The organism is Streptomyces sp. bgisy130, assembly GCF_057708345.1.
Genome location: NZ_JBYISA010000020.1, coordinates 15,703 through 36,346, shown reverse-complemented (window position 1 = coordinate 36,346; position 20,644 = coordinate 15,703). Strand labels below are relative to the sequence as shown.

Below are 20,644 nucleotides of genomic sequence, written 5' to 3'. Positions count from 1 at the left end.
GTGCACACAGACGACCCGGGGCTCTTCGGCCCCCGTTCCGTGACCTGGCAGCTGCATGCGGATCCGATGATGTGGATCGCGGGCGTCCGGGCGCTGTACCTCCAGGCGCTGCACCCCCGGGCGGTGCGCGGGGTGTTCCAGAACTCCGCCGCGTTCCGGATGAGCGGGCAGGGGAGACGGGACGCCTGGGGGCGGCTGATGCGCACCGCGGACTTCGTCGGCACCCTCACCTACGGCACCACCGGGGCCGCCGAGCAGGCCGGCGCCGCGGTCCGCGGGATCCACCGCCGGCTGTCCGCCACCGATCCGGACACCGGCGAGCGCTACGGCGTCGACGAACCGGAGCTGCTGCTGTGGGTGCACTGCGCCGAGGTGGACTCCTACCTGCACGTCCTGCGCCGCTCCGGCTACCCCGTCGGCGACGCCCAGGCCGACGCCTACCTCCACGAGCAGCGCGAGAGCGCCCGGCTCGTCGGCCTCGACCCGGCCGGGGTGCCCGGCAGCCGGGCCGCGCTCGCCGCCTACTTCGCCCGCGTACGGCCCGAGTTGGCGCTGACCCCCGAAGCCCGCGAGGTGGACGCCTTCCTGCGCCGGCCACCGACCCCGGCCGTGCTCGTCCCGGCCCGTGCGCTGCTCTGGCGGCAGGTGGCACAGCTCGCCTACGGCGCACTCCCGGCGTACGCACACCGGCTCTACGGGCGTCCCGTGCGCCCGGCCGCCGTCAGCCGCCGGCTGCGCGCCACCGGCCGCCTCCTTCGCGCCATTCCGCCCACGGTCCGCTGGCAGCTTCCGCCCCGGCACATCCTGCGCGCCGTGGCGCGGCTCGGCCCCGACACCCGTCCAGCGCCCTACAAGCTCCGCCGATCCGCCGCCATACTGGACGGGCAGGACGGCGCGCAGGGGGAGCTGCGCGGCTGACCGGGGGAAACGGGGACGGGGGCGGCGATTCATGGTGGCGGAGAACAGACTGATTCAACGGCGGTACCGGCTGCTCGACACCATCGGGCGCGGCGGGATGGGGGAGGTGTGGCGGGCCCGCGACGAGTCGCTGGGCCGGCAGGTCGCGGTCAAATGCCTCAAGCCGCTGGGGCCGCGGCACGAACCCTCGTTCCTTCAGGTCCTGCGCGAACGTTTCCGCCGTGAGGCCCGGGTCGCGGCCGCGCTCCAGCACCGCGGGGTCACCGTCGTGCATGACTTCGGCGAGGACGACGGCACCCTCTTCATCGTGATGGAGCTGCTCAGCGGCCGTAACCTCAGCCAGCTGCTGGACGACAACCGCCGCCAGCCGCTGCCCGTGCCGGACGTCATCGAGATCGCCGAGCAGGTCACCGCCGCGCTGGCCTACACCCATGAACAGGCCATCGTGCACCGCGATCTGAAACCGGCGAACATCGTCCGGACCGCCGACGGCACGGTCAAGATCTGCGACTTCGGGATCGCCCGGCTCGGCCATGACATCGGCTTCACCGCCCGCCTCACCGGCACCGGTATCGCCATGGGCAGCCCGCATTACATGTCGCCCGAACAGATCGGTGCGCACGGCGTCGACCACCGCAGTGATCTCTACTCGCTGGGCTGTGTGCTCTACGAGATCGCCACCGGTGTGCCGCCGTTCGACCTGGGGGACGCCTGGGCGGTGCTGGTCGGGCACCGTGACCTGGCGCCGAAGCCGCCCCGTACGCTCCGCCCCGACCTGCCCGAGGGCTACGAGCGGATCATGCTCGAACTCCTCGCCAAGGACCCCGACGACCGGCCCCGGGACGCCGACGAGCTGGGCAAACGCCTCGCCGACGCCCGACATCCACACCTCGGCCGGGCCACCGTCGCCGCCGGTTTCGAGGAGGTGACGGTCCCCGCCCGGCCGCTGCCCTCCTGGACCCGGGGGATGACGCTCGGCTCCCCGGCGGACGCCACCCGGCGGCCGCAGCGGTACCCCGTCGACGGCACCGCCACGTTCCTCACCGGCACCTGGACCGGCGGCACCGACCCACAGGACGATGGCACGTCCCCGGCCGCCGGCATCGCCGGCCCGGCACCGCCGGACGACCGCCGCGCCGCCCTCGCCGAGCTCGCCGGACGGCACACCGCCGCGCTGAACCTCGGCCGGCTGGGCCGCTGGGAGGAGGCCGGTGAGGCGCACCGCGCGCTCGCCGCGGCACGTGAGCGGCTCCTCGGCACCGACCACCCCGACACCCTCACCAGCCGCCTGGAAACCGGCCATGCGCTGGGCCGTCTCGGCCGGCACTTCGAGGCGCACCAGATCTACGCCGAGGTGCTGGCGGGCCGCGAACGCGCGCTGGGCCCGGACCATCCGGACGCCCTGAGCTGCCGCCACCATGTCGCCCGCAACCTCGGCCGGCTGGGCCGGCTGGACGACTGCCGGGCCATGGCCCAGGAGGTGGCCGCGGCCCGCGCCCGGGTGCTCGGCGTCCAGCACCCCGACACCCTTGCCACGTATGGCGAACTCGCCCATGTCCTCGGCAAGTTGGGTCTCTACGCCGACGCGCTGCACACCTACCAGGAGATCGCGGCGGCCCGCACCGCCACGCTCGGACCCGACCACGACGACACCCTCGCCGCCCGTTACGAGGTCGGCATCGGCCTCGGCCGGCTCGGCCGCAGCGCGGAGGCCCTGGTGCTCTACCGCGACCTGGTCGTGGACCGTACCCGCGCCCAGGGCGCCGACGACCCGGAGACGCTGCGCGCCCGGCACGGTCTCGGCGTCAGCCTCGGGCGGCAGAACCGCTGGCAGGAGGCACTGGTGGAGGCCCGTGAGGTGGCCGCGGCCCGCGCGCGGGTGCTCGGTCCCGAGCACCCCGACACCTTGGTCAGCCGCCGGGAGACCGCGGTGGCGCTCGGCTGGCTCGGCCGCTGGAGCGAGGCGCTGGACGTCTACCGCCAGGTCGCCGACGCCCGCGAACGGGTCCTGGGAGCCGCCCATCTCGACGCGCTGGCCAGCCAGGGCGACCTGGCCCAGTGCCTGGAGCAACTGGGCCGCCGGGACGAGGCGGCCGCGCTCCAGCGCCGGGTCGCGGCGCTGCACCAGGAGCGCGTCGCACGCCCCGGCCGGAAGCGGGACGGCACCTGGTCCGCCGGCCCCCGGATCAGTCCGGAGTGACCCGGTAGAGCACGGTGCCGTGCGGCGGCACCTCGCGTGCCACGATGTCCTTCCCGCTGTGTGTACGGCGGCCGGTGACCAGGTCGTGCAGCCGATAGGAGCCGGCCTCGGCCAGCCCGGCCGCGCGGGCCGTGACGGACAGCGTGCGCGGCGTGCTGCCGGAGTTGAACAGGGCGATCGCCCGGTCGCCGTTCTTCAGCGGCTTGGACAGCACCGCGGATTCGTCGCCCCGCGCGACCACCCGCCCCTGGACGCCGAGCGCGTCCTGGTCGACCGCGATGACCCGCTCGTTCCCGAGCACCCTCCGCGCCGCCGCGGGCAGCTCGGCCAGATCCGTACTGGAGATCAGCGGTGCGGCCATCATCGCCCACAGCGACATCTGGCTCTGCATCTCCTGGCGGCTCAGGCCCGCCGCCCCGGCCAGCAGAAAGTCCGGATCGTTCCAGCGTCCGGGCCGCTGGAAGGCCGCGAGACGGGAGTTGTAGCGGAAGTTGCGGACGATGGAGGCCCACTTCGCGGACGGGGTGCTCTTCTGCAGTGCGATGTCCCGGCCGCCCCGCCACAGATTGCCGACCTCGGACGACCAGCGGATGACCCGGTGCCAGACGCTGTCCCCGTCGAACTGGAAATAGGCCGGTGCCGACACCGAGAACGTCATCGGGCGGCCGGTGTCGCGGAGCGCACGGCTCAGCTGCCCGTACAGATCCCGGAAGGCCGCCTCCTTGCTGTGTCCCGGCGTGACCGGCACATTGCAGCCGTCCGCCTTGACGTAGTCCACCTTCCAGCGGGCGAACTGCTCCGCGTCCTGTTGGAAATGCCCCAGGCTGCCCGGGAACTTCTCACAGGTCAGCGTGCCGACATCGGTATAGATCCCGAACTTCAGCCCCAGCTCGTGCAGCTGCTTGCCGAGGTGGGCCATACCGTGCGGGAACTTCGCCCGGTCCGCCACCAGCCGGCCCCTGACGTCGCGCTGTCTGCTCATCCAGCAGTCGTCGAGGGTGACGGTGCGGTAGCCCTTCCGGGCCAGTCCCGTACGGACCAGCGCCCGCGCATTGTCAAGGACGACCTTCTCGTCGAGGTCGCACATGTAGTACGACCAGTTGTTCCAGCCCATCGGGGGGCGCGGGGCCAGATTCGGGTACGCCCCCGAGGAGCGCGGGGCGCCCGGGGCGCGAGCCGGGTCCGGGGCGGCGGAGGCCGGTGCGGGGGCCGCCAGCAGCCCGGCCGAGCAGGCGGCGACGGCGGTCAGTCCCGCCAAGGAACGGCCGATGCGGGGTACCGGCGGACGGGACACGGGTCACCTCACGGAGGGGCGGTACGGCCCGCGGATTGGACGGCGGGAGCGGTGCCGGGGCGCAGCACGGCCGGGACGCTAGGAGCAGCCCCCCGCCCGGTCAAGAAGCCGCACCGGCCCGGGTGCAGGTTTCAGCCGCCTGCACCTGGCGACGGGGATCACCGCGTGCTACCAAGGGGCATGCCGGAACGGACTTCGTATGACGCGGTCATCGTCGGTGGCGGGCACAACGGACTGGTGGCCGCCGCCTATCTCGCACGCGCCGGGCGCAGCGTGCTGGTGCTGGAGCGGCTGGACCACACGGGTGGTGCGGCCGTGTCGACCCGGGCGTTCTCCGGGACCGACGCCCGGCTGTCCCGCTACTCCTACCTCGTCAGCCTGCTGCCGGCGAAGATCGTGCAGGACCTCGGGCTGCGGTTCGCGGTCCGTAAGCGCACCGTCTCCTCCTACACCCCCACCGTGCGCGGCGGCCGCCCGACCGGGCTCCTGGTCGGCGGCGGGGATGCCCGGACCCGTGCCGCGTTCACCGAACTCACCGGCTCCGACCGCGAGTTCACCGCCTGGCAGGACTTCTACGGCCGCACCCGGCGACTGGCCGAACGGGTCTTCCCCACCCTGACCGAACCGCTGCCCTCCCGCGAGGCGCTGCGCACCCGTATCGACGACGACGCCCTCTGGCATGCGCTGTTCGAACGCCCCCTGGGCGAGCTGGTCGAGGAGACCTTCACCGACGACCTGGTCCGCGGGGTGGTGCTCACCGACGCACTGATCGGCACCTTCGCCACCGCGCATGACCCGTCGCTGCGCCAGAACCGCTGCTTCCTCTACCACGTCATCGGCGGCGGCACCGGCGACTGGGACGTGCCCATCGGCGGGATGGGTGCCCTCACCGACGCGCTGGCCGACGCCGCCCGCGGGGCCGGGGCGGAGATCGTCACCGATTGCGAGGTGACCGGTATCGCGACGGACGGCCGGACCGCGGAGGTGACCTGCGACCAGGGCACCGTCGGCGCCCGCCGGGTCCTCGTCAACGCCGCCCCACGGGAGCTGGCCCGCCTCCTGGGCGAGGCGCCGCCGCCACCCGCCGAGGGCGCCCAGCTCAAGGTCAATATGCTGCTCACCCGGCTGCCCCGGCTGCGGGACACCGGCGTGGACCCACGGGAGGCCTTCTCCGGCACCTTCCATATCGCCGAGGGGTACGGCCAGCTGGAGGACGCCTACCAGCAGGCCGCGTCCGGCGGTCTGCCCGCCGCCCCGCCCTCCGAGATCTACTGCCACTCCCTCACCGACCCCTCCATCCTCGGCGCCGACCTGGTCCGCCAGGGCTACCAGACGCTCACCCTGTTCGGTCTGCACGCCCCCGCGCGCCTGTTCACCGCCGATACCGCCGACAACGCTGCCACCCGCGACCGCCTCCTGGCGGCCACCCTCGCCGAACTCGACACCCACCTCGCCGAGCCCCTCGCCGGCTGTCTGGCCCACGACGCCGACGGCCGCCCCTGCATCGAGGCCAGATCCCCCCTCGACCTGGACCGCGAACTGGGCCTGCCCGGCGGCAACATCTTCCACCGCGACCTGGCCTTCCCGTATGCGGAGCCGGCGGACGACCCCGCCCAGGACACCGCCGCGGCCCGCTGGGGTGTGGCGACCAGCCGTCCCACCGTTCTCCTGTGCGGTGCGGGCGCGCCCCGCGGCGGGGGAGTGAGCGGCATCCCGGGCCACAATGCGGCGATGGCGGTGCTGGAGGAGGGGTGAGCGGCCCGGTGAGGAGCAAGTCGCCTCGCATCGCAGGTTTCTGACGCTGCATCAGAAAATCTCTTCCCTCGTACGGTCCGCTGCGGCATCCTTCGCCCATGCAGACGGAGCTGAGCAACACGCTGGGAGCCGAGCACGCCGTCTTCGGGTTCACGCCCTTCCCCGCGGTCGCCGCCGCGATCACCCGGGCCGGCGGGTTCGGGGTGCTCGGGGCGGTCCGCTACACCGCGCCGGACGAACTGGCGCGTGACCTCGACTGGATGCAGCAGCACACCGAAGGGCTGCCGTACGGGCTCGATGTGGTGATGCCCGCCAACAAGGTGGCCGGCGTCAGCGAGGCCGAGGTCGAAGCGATGATCCCGGAGGAGCACCGCAGCTTCGTCGCCGAACTGCTGGAGAAGCACCAGGTACCGCGGCTCGCGGAGGGCGAGGCGTCCGGCTGGCGGATCACCGGGTGGATGGAGCAGGTCGCCCGCACCCAGCTCGATGTGGCCTTCGACTATCCGATCAAGCTGCTGGCAAGCGCCCTCGGCTCGCCGCCGGCCGATGTCGTCCGGCGCGCCCACGAGCACGGCGTCCTGGTCGCCGCGCTGGCCGGCAGCCCCCGGCACGCCCGGCACCACAAGGCCGCCGGTATCGACATCGTCGTCGCCCAGGGGTACGAGGCGGGCGGGCACACCGGCGAGATCGCCACCATGGTGCTCACCCCGGAGGTCGTGGCCGCCGTCGACCCGCTGCCGGTGCTCGCCGCGGGCGGCATCGGCACCGGGGAGCAGATCGCCGCCGGGCTCGCCCTCGGCGCGCAGGGCGTCTGGCTGGGCTCCCTCTGGCTGACCACCGAGGAGGCCGAGCTGCACTCCCGGCGGCTGACCGCGAAACTGCTCGCCGCGGGCCCCGGGGACACCGTCCGCTCCCGCGCCCTGACCGGCAAGCCCGCCCGCCAGCTGCGCACCGCATGGACCGACGCCTGGGACGACCCCAGCGGCCCCGGCCCGCTCCCCATGCCGCTCCAGGGCCTGCTGGTCGCCGAGGCCAACTCCCGTATCCAGCGGCACGAGGTCGAGCCGCTGCTGGGTACCCCGGTCGGCCAGATCGTCGGCCGGATGAACAGCGAGCGCAGCGTACAGGCCGTCTTCGACGAGCTGACCCGCGGCTTCGAGCGGGCCATCGACCGGATCAACCGCATCGCCGGACGCGCGTGAACCCGAGGAGGACAGCGGAATGAGCAAGGACTCCCCACCGCCCAACGGCTTCTGGGCGCAGGCCGCCGCCGACCCGGACCGTACGGTCCTGATCGCCCCGGACGGCGAGGAGTGGACCGCCGGCCGGCTGCACACCGCGAGCAACCAGCTGGTCCACGGGCTGCGCGCGGCGGGCCTGGAGCGCGGCGATGCCTTCGCCGTCGTCCTCCCCAACGGCGTCGAACTCCTCACCGCCTACCTCGCCGCGTCCCAGGCCGGGTTCTATCTCGTCCCGGTCAACCACCACTTGGTCGGCCCGGAGATCGCCTGGATCGTGGCCGACTCCGGGGCGAAGGTGCTGATCGCGCACGAGCGGTTCGCGCGGCCGGCCCGGGTCGCCGCGGACGAGGCGGAGCTGCCCGCCGACCGGCGCTACGCCGTGGGGGTGGTCGACGGCTTCCGGCCGTACGGCCAACTCCTCGGCGGACAGCCGGAATCCGCGCCCGCCGACCGCACCCTGGGCTGGGTCATGAACTACACCTCGGGCACCACCGGACGCCCGCGCGGGATCCGCCGCCCGCTGCCCGGCACCCCGCCCGAGGACTCCTACCTCGGCGGCTTCCTGGGCATCTTCGGCATCAAGCCGTTCGACGACAACGTCCATCTGGTCTGCTCACCGCTCTACCACACGGCCGTACTGCAATTCGCCGGTGCCTCGCTCCACATCGGCCATCGCCTCGTCCTGATGGACAAGTGGACTCCGCAGCGCATGCTGGCCCTGATCGACACCCACCGCTGCACCCACACCCATATGGTGCCCACCCAGTTCCACCGGCTGCTCGCGCTGCCACCGGAGACCCGTGCGGCCTACGACGTGAGCTCGATGCGGCATGCGATCCATGGCGCCGCGCCCTGCCCCGACCACGTCAAACGCGCGATGATCGAGTGGTGGGGCGACTGCGTCGAGGAGTACTACGCGGCGAGCGAGGGCGGCGGCGCCTTCGCGACCGCCGAGGACTGGCTGAAGAAGCCCGGGACGGTCGGCAGGGCCTGGCCGATCAGCGAACTGGCCGTCTTCGACGACGACGGCAACCGGCTGCCCGCGGGCGAACTCGGCACCGTCTACCTGAAGATGAACACCGGCGGCTTCCGCTACCACAAGGACGAGGGCAAGACCCGGAAGAACCGGATCGGGGACTTCTTCACCGTCGGCGACCTCGGCTATCTCGACGAGGACGGCTATCTCTTCCTCCGCGACCGCAAGATCGACATGATCATCTCGGGCGGGGTGAACATCTACCCCGCCGAGATCGAATCCGCGTTGCTCAGCCACCCCGCGGTCGCCGACGCGGCCGCCTTCGGCATCCCGCACGACGACTGGGGCGAGGAGGTCAAGGCCGTCGTGGAACCCGCCGAGGGCCACCCGCCGTCGCCTGAACTGGCCGCGGAGATCCTGGACCACTGTGCCCGGCACCTGGCCGGCTACAAGCGGCCCAAGTCGCTCGACTTCATCGCCGTCCTGCCCCGCGACCCCAACGGCAAGCTCTACAAGCGCCGGCTGCGTGACCCGTACTGGGAGGGCCGGGAGCGCGCCCTGTAACCGGGCACCCCGCGAGCCGCGCGGCCGAACCGCGGCCGGTCCACCCTCCGGGCCGTCCGCGGTCGCCGTCCGCCGGGTGCCTTGACCCGGCGGGGAGCGCGGCCCAGGATCGCGCCATGACGCAAGCGCGGAGCAATACGGTCGACGGAGTCCTGCGACGCAGCGCCCGCCGGGTGCCCGGACGGACCGCGGTGCGGTACGCGGACCGGTCCTGGACCTATCGCGAACTGGACGACGCGGTGACCGCCGCGGCCCGGATGCTGCTGGCGGACGGCCTGGAGCCCGGCGACCGGGTCGCCTCCTACGGGCACAACTCCGACGCCTATCTGATCGGGTTTCTGGCCTGCGCCCGCGCCGGACTGGTGCACGTACCGGTCAACCACAGCCTGACCGGCGAGGATCTGCGCTACCTCCTGGAGCAGTCGGGCAGCGTGCTGGTGCTCACCGACGCCGCGCTCGCGCCCCGGCTGCCGGATTCCGTCCGCACCCTGCCCCTGCACGGGGCGCCCGGCGGGCTGCTGGAGCGGCTCGCGGCCCCGGAGACGCCCGCGGGCGCCGGGCCGGAGGCGACGGGTGATGCTGCCGCGGACCCGGTGGCCGAAGTGCCCGACGACGCCCTCGTCCAGCTCCTCTACACCTCGGGAACCACCGCGCTGCCCAAGGGCGCGATGATGACGCACCGCGCCCTGGTGCACGAGTACACCAGTGCCGTCGTCGCCCTCGACCTGAAGGAGACGGACCGGCCGGTGCACTCACTGCCGCTTTGCCACTCCGCGCAGCTGCATGTGTTCCTGCTGCCGTATCTGGCGGTCGGCGCGGAGAACACCATCCTGGACGGGCCCGACCCCGGGCGGATCTTCGAGCTGGTGGAAGCGGGCCTGGCGGACAGCCTGTTCGCGCCGCCGACCGTGTGGATCGCGCTGGCGAACCATCCTGACTTCGCCGTCCGGGAGCTGAGCGGGCTGCGCAAGGCCTACTACGGAGCCTCGATCATGCCGGTGCCGGTCCTGGAGCGGCTCCGCGCCCGGCTGCCCGGCCTCGCCTTCTACAACTGCTTCGGACAGAGCGAGATCGGGCCACTGGCCACCGTGCTCGGCCCCGAAGAGCACGAGGGCCGGATGGACTCCTGCGGGCGCCCGGTGCTGTTCGTCGAGGCGCGGGTGGTGGACGAGGAGGGCCGGGAGGTGCCCGACGGCACCCGGGGCGAGATCGTCTACCGGTCGCCCCAGCTGTGCACCGGCTACTGGGACAAGCCGGAGGAGACCACCGAGGCGTTCCGGGGCGGCTGGTTCCACTCCGGGGACCTCGCCGTCCGCGACGCGGAGGGCTATTTCACGGTGGTCGACCGGGTCAAGGACGTCATCAACTCCGGTGGCGTCCTGGTCGCCTCGCGCCAGGTGGAGGATGTGCTCTACGAGCATCCGCAGGTGGCCGAGGTCGCGGTGATCGGGCTGCCGGACGAGCGCTGGATCGAGGCGGTGACCGCGGTGGTCGTACGGCGCTCGGACGGCGGTGCCGCGGTGGGGGAGCAGGAGCTGATCGAGGCGGCCCGCGCCCGGCTGGCACCGTTCAAGGCACCCAAACGGGTGATGTTCGTGGACGCGCTGCCGCGCAACGCCAGCGGCAAGGTCCTCAAGCGGGAGCTGCGGGCCCGGTTCGGCGCGACCTGAGCCGGGCCGGGCACGGTGTGCGTGAAGGGCGGCTGTCAGTGCCCCCTGCCATGCTGAGAAACGACGCGCACACCGCCGTGCACGTCACGATCCGTGCAACGGAGGTCCCGCCATGCTGACCACCAACTTCGTCCCGGGCACCCCGAACTGGCTCGACCTGGGAGCCCCCGACATCGACGCTGCCGTCTCCTTCTACTCCGCCGTGTTCGGCTGGAGCTTCCAGTCGGCCGGCCCGGATGCCGGCGGGTACGGCTTCTTCCAGCTCGGCGGCAAGACCGTCGCTGCCATCGGCCCGCTGATGGAGGAGGGCGCCCGCTCCGCTTGGACGGTGTATTTCCAGACCCCCGACGCGGACGCCACCGTCAAGGCGGTGGAGCAGGCCGGCGGCGCGGTGCGCGTCCCGCCGATGGACGTCTTCACCGCCGGCCGGCTGGCCGCCTTCACCGACCCGGCGGGCGCCGACTTCGCCGTATGGCAGCCGGGCGATGTGCAGGGCCTGGAACGGGTGATGGAGCCGAACACGCTCTGCTGGACGGAGCTGTACACCACCGACGCGGCCGCGGCGAAGGACTTCTACCGCACCGTCTTCTCCTGGGACCACCAGGACATGCCGATGGGCGGCGACCTCATCTACTCCGTCGTGTCCGCCCCGGGCGGCGGCCAGGGCGACGACAGCGGGCAGGGCGGCATCATGCAGCTGCCCGAGGAGAACCTGAAGGCCGGTTCGACCCCGGAGTGGCACCCGTATTTCGGCGTGACCGACTGTGACGCCACCTTCGCCGCGGCCACCGGCCAGGGCGCCACGGTCCTGATCCCGCCCACCGATGCCCCCGGCGTCGGCCGGCTGGCCATGGTCAAGGACCCGGCCGGTGCCCCGTTCGCGCTGATCAAGGGGGACCCGACGATGACCTGAGCGGGCCGCCGCGAACTCGTTGCCGTCAGCCGTCAGCCGTCAGGCGGTGTCCCGCGGCCGGGCGTCCACGATGCGCTTGATCTTGCCGACCGAGCGTTCCAGGGTCTCCGGGTCGACGATCTCGACCGCGACCGAGACCCCGATGCCCTCCTTGACGCTGTGCGCGATCAGCCCGACGGCCGCCGTCCGCTCGTCGGAGCTCGCGTCCGGACGGGCCTCGGCCCGCACGGTCAGCCGGTCCATCCGGCCCTCCCGGGTCAGCCTGAGCTGGAAGTGCGGGGCGATGCCGGGGGTGCGCAGCACGATCTCCTCGATCTGTGCGGGGAAGAGATTGACCCCCCGCAGAATGATCATGTCGTCGCTGCGTCCGGTGACCTTCTCCATCCGGCGGAAGGCGGGGCGGGCGGTGCCGGGCAGCAGCCGGGTCAGATCCCGGGTGCGGTAGCGGATGACCGGCATCGCCTCCTTGGTGAGCGAGGTGAACACCAGCTCGCCGTGCGCCCCGTCCGGCAGCACCTCGCCGGTGATCGGGTCGACCACCTCCGGGTAGAAGTGGTCCTCCCAGATGTGCAGCCCGTCCTTGGTCTCCACACACTCCTGGGCGACGCCCGGGCCCATGACCTCCGACAGGCCGTATATGTCCACGGCGTCGATCGCGAACCGTTCCTCGATCTCGCGGCGCATCGCCTGGGTCCAGGGCTCGGCGCCGAAGACGCCGACCTTGAGCGAGGTCGCACGGGGATCGATGCCCTGCCGTTCGAACTCGTCCAGCAGAGTGAGCATGTACGACGGGGTGACCATGATGATCTCGGGGCGGAAGTCCTGGATGATCTGCACCTGGCGGGCGGTCATCCCGCCGGACGCCGGGACGACCGTGCAGCCGAGCCGTTCCGCGCCGTAGTGCGCGCCCAGTCCGCCGGTGAACAGCCCGTATCCGTAGGCGATATGGACGGTGTGACCGGGTCGGGCGCCGGCCGCGTGCAGCGAGCGGGCGACCACATCCGCCCAGTGCGACAGATCGCGCTCGGTGTAGCCGACGACCGTCGGGCGGCCCGTGGTGCCGCTGGAGGCATGGATGCGGCGCACCTCCGCCCTGGGGACGGCGAACATCCCGAAGGGGTACTGGGCGCGCAGATCGTCCTTGACGGTGAACGGGAAATGGGCGAGATCGCCGAGCGAGCGGCAGTCCCGCGGATGCACCCCGGCCCGGTCGAAGGACTCCCGGTAGAACGGGACGTGGTCATAGGCATGCTGCAACGAGGCGCGCAGCCGGGTCAGTTGCAGTGCGCGCAACGCGTCCCCGGAGAGCCGTTCCACCTCGTCGAACGTCTCACTGCCCGTAGCCGCTTCCGGCATGGAGTTCACCGCCTCGATTTCCCTACCGATCATTCGGTAGCTGCATGCTGATCCAAGTAATCAGCGCGCGGCGAACACGTCAAGGGGCGTGCCGCAGCCGGCTCACGGGTAGCGTCCCGCGCATGAGTGACGTCCAGAAAGTGCAGGTCGGTGAGGTCCAGCTGGCATACCGGGTGTGGGGAGAGGAGGATGCGCCCCCGGCCGTGCTGCTGCACTGCCTCGGTGAGGACGGCGAGGACTGGCGCGGAGTGGTCGGCCGGCTCGCCGGCACCCACCGTGTCTTCGCCCTCGACCAGCGCGGCCACGGCCACAGCGACTGGCCGGGGGAGTACGGCGCCGCACGGTGGCGGGACGATGTCATCGGCTTCCTCCAGGCGCTCGGTCTGGAGCGGGTGGCCCTCATCGGGCACTCGCTGGGCGCGCTGGCCGCCCTGCTGGTGGCCGCGGAGCGCCCGGATCTGGTGGACCGGCTGATCCTGGAAGAGGTGCCCCCGCCGCTGCCCGCCGACCCGCCGCAGGAGGTGCCGGAGCAGCCGGCCGGCCCGCAGCCGTTCGACTGGCAGGCCGCCCGCGCGGTGGCGGCGGAGCGCAATGCGCCCGACCCGGGGTGGTGGGACGCGCCGGCGAAGGTCACCGCCCCGACCTTGGTCATCGGCGGCGGTGCGACCAGCGATATCCCGCAGGGACACCTCGACGAACTGGTCGCGAGGCTCCCCGATGCCCGCCTGGTGACGGTGGAGGGCGCCGGCCCGCTCGTCCACGAGGAGCGCCCCGGGGAATTCCTCGCCGCGGTCAACTCCTTCCTCGCGTCGCAGTCTTAACAGGCCGTCTCAGCAGGCCGGAGCGGGGGCACGGCGCGCGCGGCGTCCGCGCCGTGCCCGAGACGAGGATCAACGGCACTTCCTCCGGTGCCGGAGCGAAGTGCCGTTGATCCCTCCGATCCTGGTACTCCTCACTTGTTCCCGACGGAGACGTGGCAGCTCTTCCCGGCGCGGACGGTGACGGTGGCGTAGGTGTAGGCGGAACCGTCGGTGGTCTTGCCGTAGCTCGGTTTTTGCGAGTCGCCGCACACGCTGATGCTCTTGTGCTTCCCGAGGAACTTGGCGGTCCAGCGGTAGCTGCCGGAGGACGAGGTGTTGCTGAGGGTGGAGTCGGTCGCGCTGCCGTGCTTCAGGGTCACGGTCCCTGAACCCACGGGGATCGAGGACACCTGGAGAGAGCTGATGTCGCCGGGCAGCTGGGAGAGGGTGGACAGGGCGTTGTTGCCGGCGTCCGGCTGGATGCCCATGAGACCCTGGACGATCTGGCCGACCAGGGTGAAGGAGACCTCGGGGTAGTCGCCGTTGAGCAGCCGTCCGGTGGAGTGGGTGTCGCCGATCTTGCTGTAGATGTGCTTCATCCACTTCCACGCGGTATCGCGGCCCGTCGAGCCGTTGACCGTGACGTCGGGGTGTTGCTGGAAGACGTCGGGCAGGTAGGTGACGGCCTCCAGATTGCTGGGGCCGGAGTCCGAGGCAGCCTGGGTGTCGATGTAGCTGAGGTAGTTGTCCGCGCGCGTCCCCGGCTTCATGATGCTCTTCAGCGGCATGAACCAGGAGTTTTCGTTGCCCCAGCCGGTGACCGGCTTTCCGCTGGTGTCGTAGGCCCGGACCACATTGCCGGCGGTGGTGTCGTCGGCGTCTCCGCTCCAGGAGTCGTTGAAGCGCTTGTAGAGGCTGGTCGCGCTCTTGCTGTACTGGCCGGCGTTGGTGCTGTCGCCCCCGGCCTTGGCGAGATTCTTGGCGGCCAGGTACGCCTGGTACTGGGATCCGACGGCGTCGCCTGCCTGGGCGAGGGTCGCACCGGACCCTTCGTTGTACGTGGCGGTGCCGGCAAAGATCCAGCCGCTGGTGGCCTCGGGGATGGGGACACCCCCGTTGTCGACCACGGGGCCGGCAGGGGTGTGCGTCTTGATGAAGGGGCCGGTGGTGTCGCCGGCGGAGCCGACGGTGTTGGACACGTAGCCGGACAGCGTGGAGTCGTTCACGTAGGCGCTGTTTCCGGTCCAGGTGTAAGCGTCGTTGATCTTCTGGACGAGCTCGAAGGGGGCCGGGAGTTCGCGGACGAACTCGCTGGAGCTGTGGTAGTCGATGGACGCGGGAGTCTTCGCGTCGAAGTTGATGGCCCAGTAGGGGTCGTAGGTGTTGGACGGCGTCGCCGATTTGGCGAACGCCTTGAGCATGGTCTTGTTCTCCTTGTCGAGGCCCAGCAGGTGGGCGCCGACGACCTGGTGGGCGACGTCGCGGAGGTAGAAGTCGGAGCGGAAGGGGTATCCGGCCCAGTAAGTGGTGCTGTAGGTGCCGGTCGAGGTGCCCCCGGTGTTCTGCTCGTCGGCGTTGATCGGTCCGGTGGAACCGGGCATCCGCACCCACGAGTTGGCCTTTGCCTTGGCCCAGCCGAACATCTCCTGGAGAGTGGCGCAGTCGTTGCCCTCGCAGTCGCTGTCACTGATCCGGGGGTCGTTGGGGGCCGACGGGGAGATCTCGACGTCGTCGAAGTTGACCCATCCGTTGGGTGACGAGTTGACCTCGAAGGTGACCTCGTCGCCCTTCTTCACGGAGATCCGGCTGACCGTCTGCTTGTTGTACAGCCCCTGTGAGGGAATTTTCGCCGCTGACCCCTTGGCGGTCCCGTTCACCTTGATCACGAGACGACCGCCGTCGCCGCCGGCGGCGAACCAGCCACTGAAGTCGTACGTGCCGCCTTTGGGTGCGGTCACCGTTTGGCTGACGCTGTAGTCCGAGCCTTGGTCGAGATAGACCAACTTCGAGCCGGAGTGCGGGTTGTTCGAGGCTACTCCCGAATGGCCCGAGGTGAAGGTCCAGTCGTCAGTGGCGCCATCTTCGAAGCTGGGGTTGGCGAACGCCAGCGGGCTGTCCGCTTGTGCGGTGCTGACGGGTATGAGCGACAGCGAGCCTACGAGCAGGGAGAGCACCCCCAGGTGGGCGGGGGTTCTGCCAAGTGGTCTGTGTCTTCGCATTGGATCCTCCCATGGCGTGGTGTGAGGGGGGTTCGGCCGGCGGCCGCCTCAGCGGGCGGCTGCCGGACGGGGGTGGGGGCCTGTCGTACCGCGCACGACGACCTCGGGTTGGAAGAGGAGTTCACCGGTGGGGACCTGGCGTCCGGAGAGCTGGCTGGTGAGGTGGCGGGCGACTTCGGTGGCCAGCCGGTCGACGGGTTGGCGGACGGTGGTCAGCGGCGGGTCGGTGAATTCCATGAGCGGGCCGTCGTCGTAGCCGATCACCGATACGTCGCCGGGTACGTCAAGGCCACGGCGGCGGATGGCGCGGATGCCGCCGAGGGCCATCTGGTCACTGCACGCGATGATGGCGGTGACGCCTTCGGCGAGCAGTCGCTCGGCGGCGAACTGGCCGCCTTCGACGGAGTAGGTCTGCCGGACCACCAGGTCCTCGGCCCGGGGGATGCCGAGTTTGCCCATGACCGCGCAGAAGCCTTCGACGCGCCGGTCCGCGGGGCGGTTTCCGACGGGTCCGGCGGCCATGCCGATCCTGCGGTGGCCGAGCTGGTGCAGGTGATGGACGGACAGTTCGGCCGCGTAGGCGTCGTCGCTGGAGAAGGCGGATGCTCCGTCGAAGGCGCCGTTGAGGCAGACGTACGGCATGCCGCGGGTTTTGAGGAGGTGCAGGACTTCGGGGTCGAAGGTGTCGAGGGTGTTGCTCGCGGAGCAGAAGACCACGGCGGTGGCGCCGAGGTCGATCAGGGACTTGAGGAAGTCGCGCTCCTGCACGCCGCCCGGGATGGCCGGGCAGATGACGGCGCGCAGGCCGTGCGGGGCCAGTGCCAGCCCGATCTTCTCGGCCATCACGCCGAAGATCGGGATGGTCAGGCCGGGTGTGATGACGCCGACGATGCCCTGGGTGCTGCCCCGGTCGTAACCGAGTTCGGCCATGACGCGCTCGACCTGCTGCCGGGTCTTCTGGGAGACGCCGCCCTTGCGGTTGAGCACTCTGCTGACCGTGGCGATGCTGACTCCGGCGATCCCGGCCACTTCGGTGATCTTGACCTTGTCCTGCTCCACCACAATCCCCTTTGCGATCAGTAGCTGTTGTCCTGGATACCGGCCGGACTATGTCAGCTCCGCGGCCTCCCGGAGGTGGCACAGTCCGCCGGGCGGCACGTCCACGGTGTTCAGTCCGGGCGTCAGTTCGCGGATCAGCGGCGCTTGCGCCCTGCCCTGGGCGTCGTGCGGTGACAGGTGCACCGTCCAGGGGGCGTCCAGGTCGAGGAAGAGCTGGTGGGCGCTGGTGGCGTTGATCAGCGAAACCTGTCGGAGATCGGGGCACAGTGGCACGATCCGGTCGACGAAGCAGGTGATCACGCATCTGTCGTCGCCGGTCGCGATGACCTGTGGGTAGAGCTGGTCGGGCCGGCCGGGCTCGTAGTGGCCACTGAGCAGCGTGGGCCGCAGCGCGCGCCAGGTGCTGAGCCAGAACGCGAGGGCGTCGCGGTGAGCGTCGGGGAGCTCTGCCAGGCGGGCGGAGATCTGCGGGACGGCGTGCAGCGCGCCGTGGAACTGGCGTGCCACGACATCGGCGTCGGCCTGCGGATCCCACATCAGCATGTCGGAGTGGACCGTGCCGCCCGGGGCGAGCAGGGCGATGTCGAGGGTGCGGACCCGGTTGGCGACGGCGTCGGCCGGGCAGTCATTGGCGCGCAGGAGGTTGCCGAAGGCGGTCATCGCGGGACCGGTGTAGCGCTGGCGCAGTTCGATCACGAATTCGTCGCCGCGCCGGTCCCGCAATCCCTCGCGCAGATCGGTGAGCATCGCGGCCAGCGCCGCTCCCACGTCCGGCAGATAACCGTCCCGCGCCGAGTCCTGCGTCCCCCTCGTACCGGCGTAGACCATGGCCTCGTCGAGGAAGTCGGCCTTGAGTCCGTCCAGACCGAACTCGTCGACCAGTTGGAGGCAGGTCCGTAGCACGTGGTCGCGCACTTCGACGTGGCGTGGATCCAGGATCCAGCACTCCAGGGTGGGAGACCAGTGGGTGGCGAAGCGGGACAGCCAGGGGAACACATCGGAGCGTTCACCGAGCAGCAGCGGGGCGATCCACAGAACCTGGCGCAGCCCGAGCGCGTGGACGGTCTCGACATGGGTGCGGAGGTCGGGGAACTTGTCCGGGTCAGGGCGCCAGTCACCGCAGCCGGAGTAGCCGCGCCCGCTGCCGTACCGCTGCCAGCCGTCGTCGAGGAAGAGCTGGCCGAAGCCCAGTTCGGCGGCGAGGGCGGCCTCGCGTTCGACGTCGGCGGCGCAGACGTCCTGGGTGAAGGAGTACCAGGTGGAGTAGACCGGAGTGCGGCCGAATTCCGGGGTCGGCATCGGCTCACCTCCCGGGAGGGCCGCGAACCACCGGCGCAGCGCGCGCAGCGTGCCGGCGACGGTGCCCCCCGGAGGCAGGAGCCGGATCCGGTAGGTCTCGCCGGCGGTGAGCGGGAGCCGCAGCCAGACGCCGAAGCGCTTGTGTTCCTCCGACACCCCGAATCTGACCCCTGTCAGCGCGACGGTCCGGTCGGTGGCGAAGGCCAGCAGAGCCCGCCCGGCGGTGTCGTACAGACAGCCGGCCGGTGCGGATTCCACCAGGGAGACGTGGCGCCAGGGGGACCAGTCGGCCGGCAGCGTGCGGTCCGAGCCCGCGTTGGGGTGCCAGTAGCCGACGGCGTCGCCGAGTGGGACATCCAGCCGGACGGTCACCACGGTATCGATTCTGGCGGTCACGGCCGCGCAGGTGCCGAGCGCTTCGTCGGCAAGGACAAGGCGCACGGTTCCCTGTGGTGCCAGGGCGGTGACGACCGTGCCGTGTGTGCTCGCCGTCTGCAGGCCGTGGTCGCTCCACAGGTCGGGTGCGAAGGTGGAGGGGGCGCCGATGGTGATCGAGGTGGTTGCCACGGGTTGCCTTTCCCTGACGGTGTAGTGGGTCATTGCTTGACCGCCCCCGCGAGCATCCCGGAGACGAACTGCTTCTGCAGGAACAGGAACAACACGGCCATGGGAACGGCGGCCACTGCCGTTCCGGTCAGCAGCTGTCCGTAGTCGACGTCGAAGGTGCCCTTCAGGGACGTCAACGCGACCGGGATGGTGAAGGAGGTCTTGTCGCGCAGGGCGACCAGTGGCCACAGGAAGTCGTTCCACTGGAACAGGAACAAGAACAGGGCCAGCGCGGCGAGCGACGGCCGCATCGTGGGCAGCACGATCCTCAGGAACAGCCGCAGTTCACCGCAGCCGTCGATCCGTCCGGCCTGGAGCAGTTCGTCCGGCAGGCCGCGCATGGCCTGACGCATCAGGAAGATCCCGAACGGCAGGGCCAGATTGGGCAGCAGGACCGCCTGATAGGTGTTGAGCCAGTTCAGGTCCACCATCATCTTGAACAGCGGCACGATGGTCAGCTGCGTGGGAACCACCAGAGCCAGCAGCAGCACGCCGAAGAGCAGGCCCCGGCCGCGGAAGCGGTACTTGGCGAAGCCGTAGCCGGCCAGCGTGCACACGATGCCGCCGAGGAGGGTGTAGGCCAGCGACAGCAGCACCGAGTTCAGGACGACCCGGCTGAAGCCGACCGAGGCCTCAAGATTGCTGAGATTGGTGCCCAGCGCCCCTCCCGGCACGACCTTGGGCGCGCCCGTGAAGATGTCATGCGAGGTGTGGGTTGCGGCTATCACCAGCCAGTACAGCGGTGCGACGGTGAACGCCACCGCCACCAGCAGTGATCCGGTCAGGAGCACCTGACCGCGCGAGGAGACCCGGAAGGCCGGTCCGGTGAGCATCAGTCCTCCTCCTTCGAGAGCTTGACCTGGATGAACCCGAAGACGGAGATGATCAGCACCAGCGCGTAACCGATCGCCGACGCATAGCCGAAGTCGAAGTACCTGAAGCCGGTTTGATACAGGTACACACCGATGGTGGTGGTCGCGTTGTCCGGCCCCCCGCCCGTCATGACGAAGGGCTCGTCGAACAGCTGCAAGGTGCCGATCGTCGACAGCACCACCGTCAGCACCAGGGCCGGCCGCAGCCCGGGCAGCGTGACATGCCAGAAGCGGCGCCATGGCCCCGCACCGTCGACGGCGGCCGCCTCATAGTGCTCGTCCGGAATGCTTTGCAACCTGGCCAGGTAGATCACCGCGTTGTAGCCGGTGTAGTGCCACGTCAGCGCCAGCATGATCGACACCCGGGCCCAGAACGGGTCGGTGAGCCAGTGCACGGCGGGCAGGCCGACGAGCTGCAACAGCCAGTTCACCGCACCGGAGTTCTTGTTGAGCAGGGCTCCCATCAGCAGGCCGTAGGTGACCAGGCCGGTCACCACCGGAAGGAAGAAGCCCAGTCGGAACAGGGGCTTCCACCGCAGCAGCGCGGAGTTCAGCGCCACCGACAGCCCCAGCGCCAGCACCAGCATGACGGGGACCTGCACCACCAGCAGCAGCATGGTGTTGCGCAGCGCCGTCCAGAACAGCGGGTCGTGCAGCAGACGCTGATAATTGCCCAGCCCCGTCCAGGTCTGGGTCATTCCGTCGGTGTGATACAGGCTCAGCACGAACGACCAGGCGACCGGGTACAACCGGAACGTGACGAACAAGGCCAGCGCCGGCAGCACGAACAGGTAGGGCGCGATCCGAACGGCCGGCCGCCGGTGAGGCGGCCGCATCGTACGCGCAAGGGCGGGAGCGGTCAGGGCGGCCGCCCGACCGGGGACACGGGTTTCCATCGCCAT

Annotated in this window: 15 protein-coding genes; 8 read left to right on the top strand and 7 right to left on the bottom strand. The window is 70.9% G+C overall.

What is annotated here, in order from left to right; all coding sequences use genetic code 11:
* The gene (locus AC3EUV_RS24050) at window positions 1–918 is read left to right on the top strand and encodes an oxygenase MpaB family protein (RefSeq protein WP_432143339.1); all 918 of its coding nucleotides are present in this window, start codon (window positions 1–3) and stop codon (window positions 916–918) included.
* 34 nt (window positions 919–952) lie between these two features.
* The gene (locus AC3EUV_RS24045; RefSeq protein WP_435603926.1) at window positions 953–3,118 is read left to right on the top strand and encodes a serine/threonine-protein kinase; all 2,166 of its coding nucleotides are present in this window, start codon (window positions 953–955) and stop codon (window positions 3,116–3,118) included.
* Here AC3EUV_RS24045 and AC3EUV_RS24040 read toward each other — a convergent pair.
* Window positions 3,105–4,412, bottom strand: a complete 1,308-nt coding sequence (locus AC3EUV_RS24040) for a glycoside hydrolase family 27 protein (RefSeq protein ID WP_435603877.1) — start codon at window positions 4,410–4,412, stop codon at window positions 3,105–3,107. The two genes, AC3EUV_RS24045 and AC3EUV_RS24040, sit on opposite strands and share 14 nt — an antisense overlap.
* 180 nt (window positions 4,413–4,592) lie before the next feature.
* Between AC3EUV_RS24040 and AC3EUV_RS24035 the strand changes: the two genes are divergently transcribed.
* The 5 genes from AC3EUV_RS24035 to AC3EUV_RS24015 all read left to right on the top strand — a co-directional run bounded on the left by AC3EUV_RS24035 (window position 4,593) and on the right by AC3EUV_RS24015 (window position 11,531).
* Window positions 4,593–6,167 carry a phytoene desaturase family protein gene (locus AC3EUV_RS24035; RefSeq protein WP_432143341.1) on the top strand — a complete coding sequence of 525 codons (1,575 nt, stop codon included), beginning with the start codon at window positions 4,593–4,595 and terminating at the stop codon, window positions 6,165–6,167.
* Between the two features lie 98 nt (window positions 6,168–6,265).
* Window positions 6,266–7,369 carry an NAD(P)H-dependent flavin oxidoreductase gene (locus AC3EUV_RS24030; protein ID WP_432143342.1) on the top strand — a complete coding sequence of 368 codons (1,104 nt, stop codon included), beginning with the start codon at window positions 6,266–6,268 and terminating at the stop codon, window positions 7,367–7,369.
* Window positions 7,370–7,388: 19 nt separating this feature from the next.
* On the top strand, window positions 7,389–8,948 hold the full coding sequence (locus tag AC3EUV_RS24025; RefSeq protein WP_432143343.1) for an acyl-CoA synthetase: 1,560 nt from the start codon (window positions 7,389–7,391) through the stop codon (window positions 8,946–8,948).
* Between the two features lie 116 nt (window positions 8,949–9,064).
* On the top strand, window positions 9,065–10,618 hold the full coding sequence (locus tag AC3EUV_RS24020) for an acyl-CoA synthetase (protein ID WP_435603876.1): 1,554 nt from the start codon (window positions 9,065–9,067) through the stop codon (window positions 10,616–10,618).
* Window positions 10,619–10,730: 112 nt separating this feature from the next.
* Complete coding sequence (locus AC3EUV_RS24015) at window positions 10,731–11,531, top strand: VOC family protein (RefSeq protein ID WP_435603875.1); 801 nt, start codon at window positions 10,731–10,733, stop codon at window positions 11,529–11,531.
* A 39-nt stretch (window positions 11,532–11,570) separates the two neighbouring features.
* On the opposite strand, the gene paaK is transcribed toward AC3EUV_RS24015, so the two are convergent.
* On the bottom strand, window positions 11,571–12,887 hold the full coding sequence (paaK, locus tag AC3EUV_RS24010) for a phenylacetate--CoA ligase PaaK (protein ID WP_435603925.1): 1,317 nt from the start codon (window positions 12,885–12,887) through the stop codon (window positions 11,571–11,573).
* Between the two features lie 122 nt (window positions 12,888–13,009).
* On the opposite strand from paaK, the gene AC3EUV_RS24005 reads away from it, so the two are divergent.
* Window positions 13,010–13,708 carry an alpha/beta fold hydrolase gene (locus tag AC3EUV_RS24005; protein ID WP_432143346.1) on the top strand — a complete coding sequence of 233 codons (699 nt, stop codon included), beginning with the start codon at window positions 13,010–13,012 and terminating at the stop codon, window positions 13,706–13,708.
* A 131-nt stretch (window positions 13,709–13,839) separates the two neighbouring features.
* Here the strand turns inward: AC3EUV_RS24005 and AC3EUV_RS24000 are convergent, their stop codons facing one another.
* Genes AC3EUV_RS24000 through AC3EUV_RS23980 form a run of 5 tightly spaced genes read right to left on the bottom strand, consistent with a single transcriptional unit; the run spans window position 13,840 to window position 20,644 of the window.
* The gene (locus AC3EUV_RS24000) at window positions 13,840–15,906 is read right to left on the bottom strand and encodes a carbohydrate-binding protein (RefSeq protein WP_435603874.1); all 2,067 of its coding nucleotides are present in this window, start codon (window positions 15,904–15,906) and stop codon (window positions 13,840–13,842) included.
* Between the two features lie 48 nt (window positions 15,907–15,954).
* On the bottom strand, window positions 15,955–16,965 hold the full coding sequence (locus tag AC3EUV_RS23995) for a LacI family DNA-binding transcriptional regulator (protein WP_432143348.1): 1,011 nt from the start codon (window positions 16,963–16,965) through the stop codon (window positions 15,955–15,957).
* 48 nt (window positions 16,966–17,013) lie between these two features.
* A complete protein-coding gene (locus AC3EUV_RS23990; protein WP_435603873.1) occupies window positions 17,014–18,831 on the bottom strand; it encodes a glycoside hydrolase family 36 protein in 1,818 nt (605 codons plus the stop codon).
* 29 nt (window positions 18,832–18,860) lie between these two features.
* Window positions 18,861–19,703, bottom strand: a complete 843-nt coding sequence (locus tag AC3EUV_RS23985) for a carbohydrate ABC transporter permease (RefSeq protein WP_432143350.1) — start codon at window positions 19,701–19,703, stop codon at window positions 18,861–18,863.
* The gene (locus tag AC3EUV_RS23980) at window positions 19,703–20,644 is read right to left on the bottom strand and encodes a carbohydrate ABC transporter permease (protein WP_432143351.1); all 942 of its coding nucleotides are present in this window, start codon (window positions 20,642–20,644) and stop codon (window positions 19,703–19,705) included. The genes AC3EUV_RS23985 and AC3EUV_RS23980 overlap by 1 nt, the downstream gene beginning before the upstream one ends.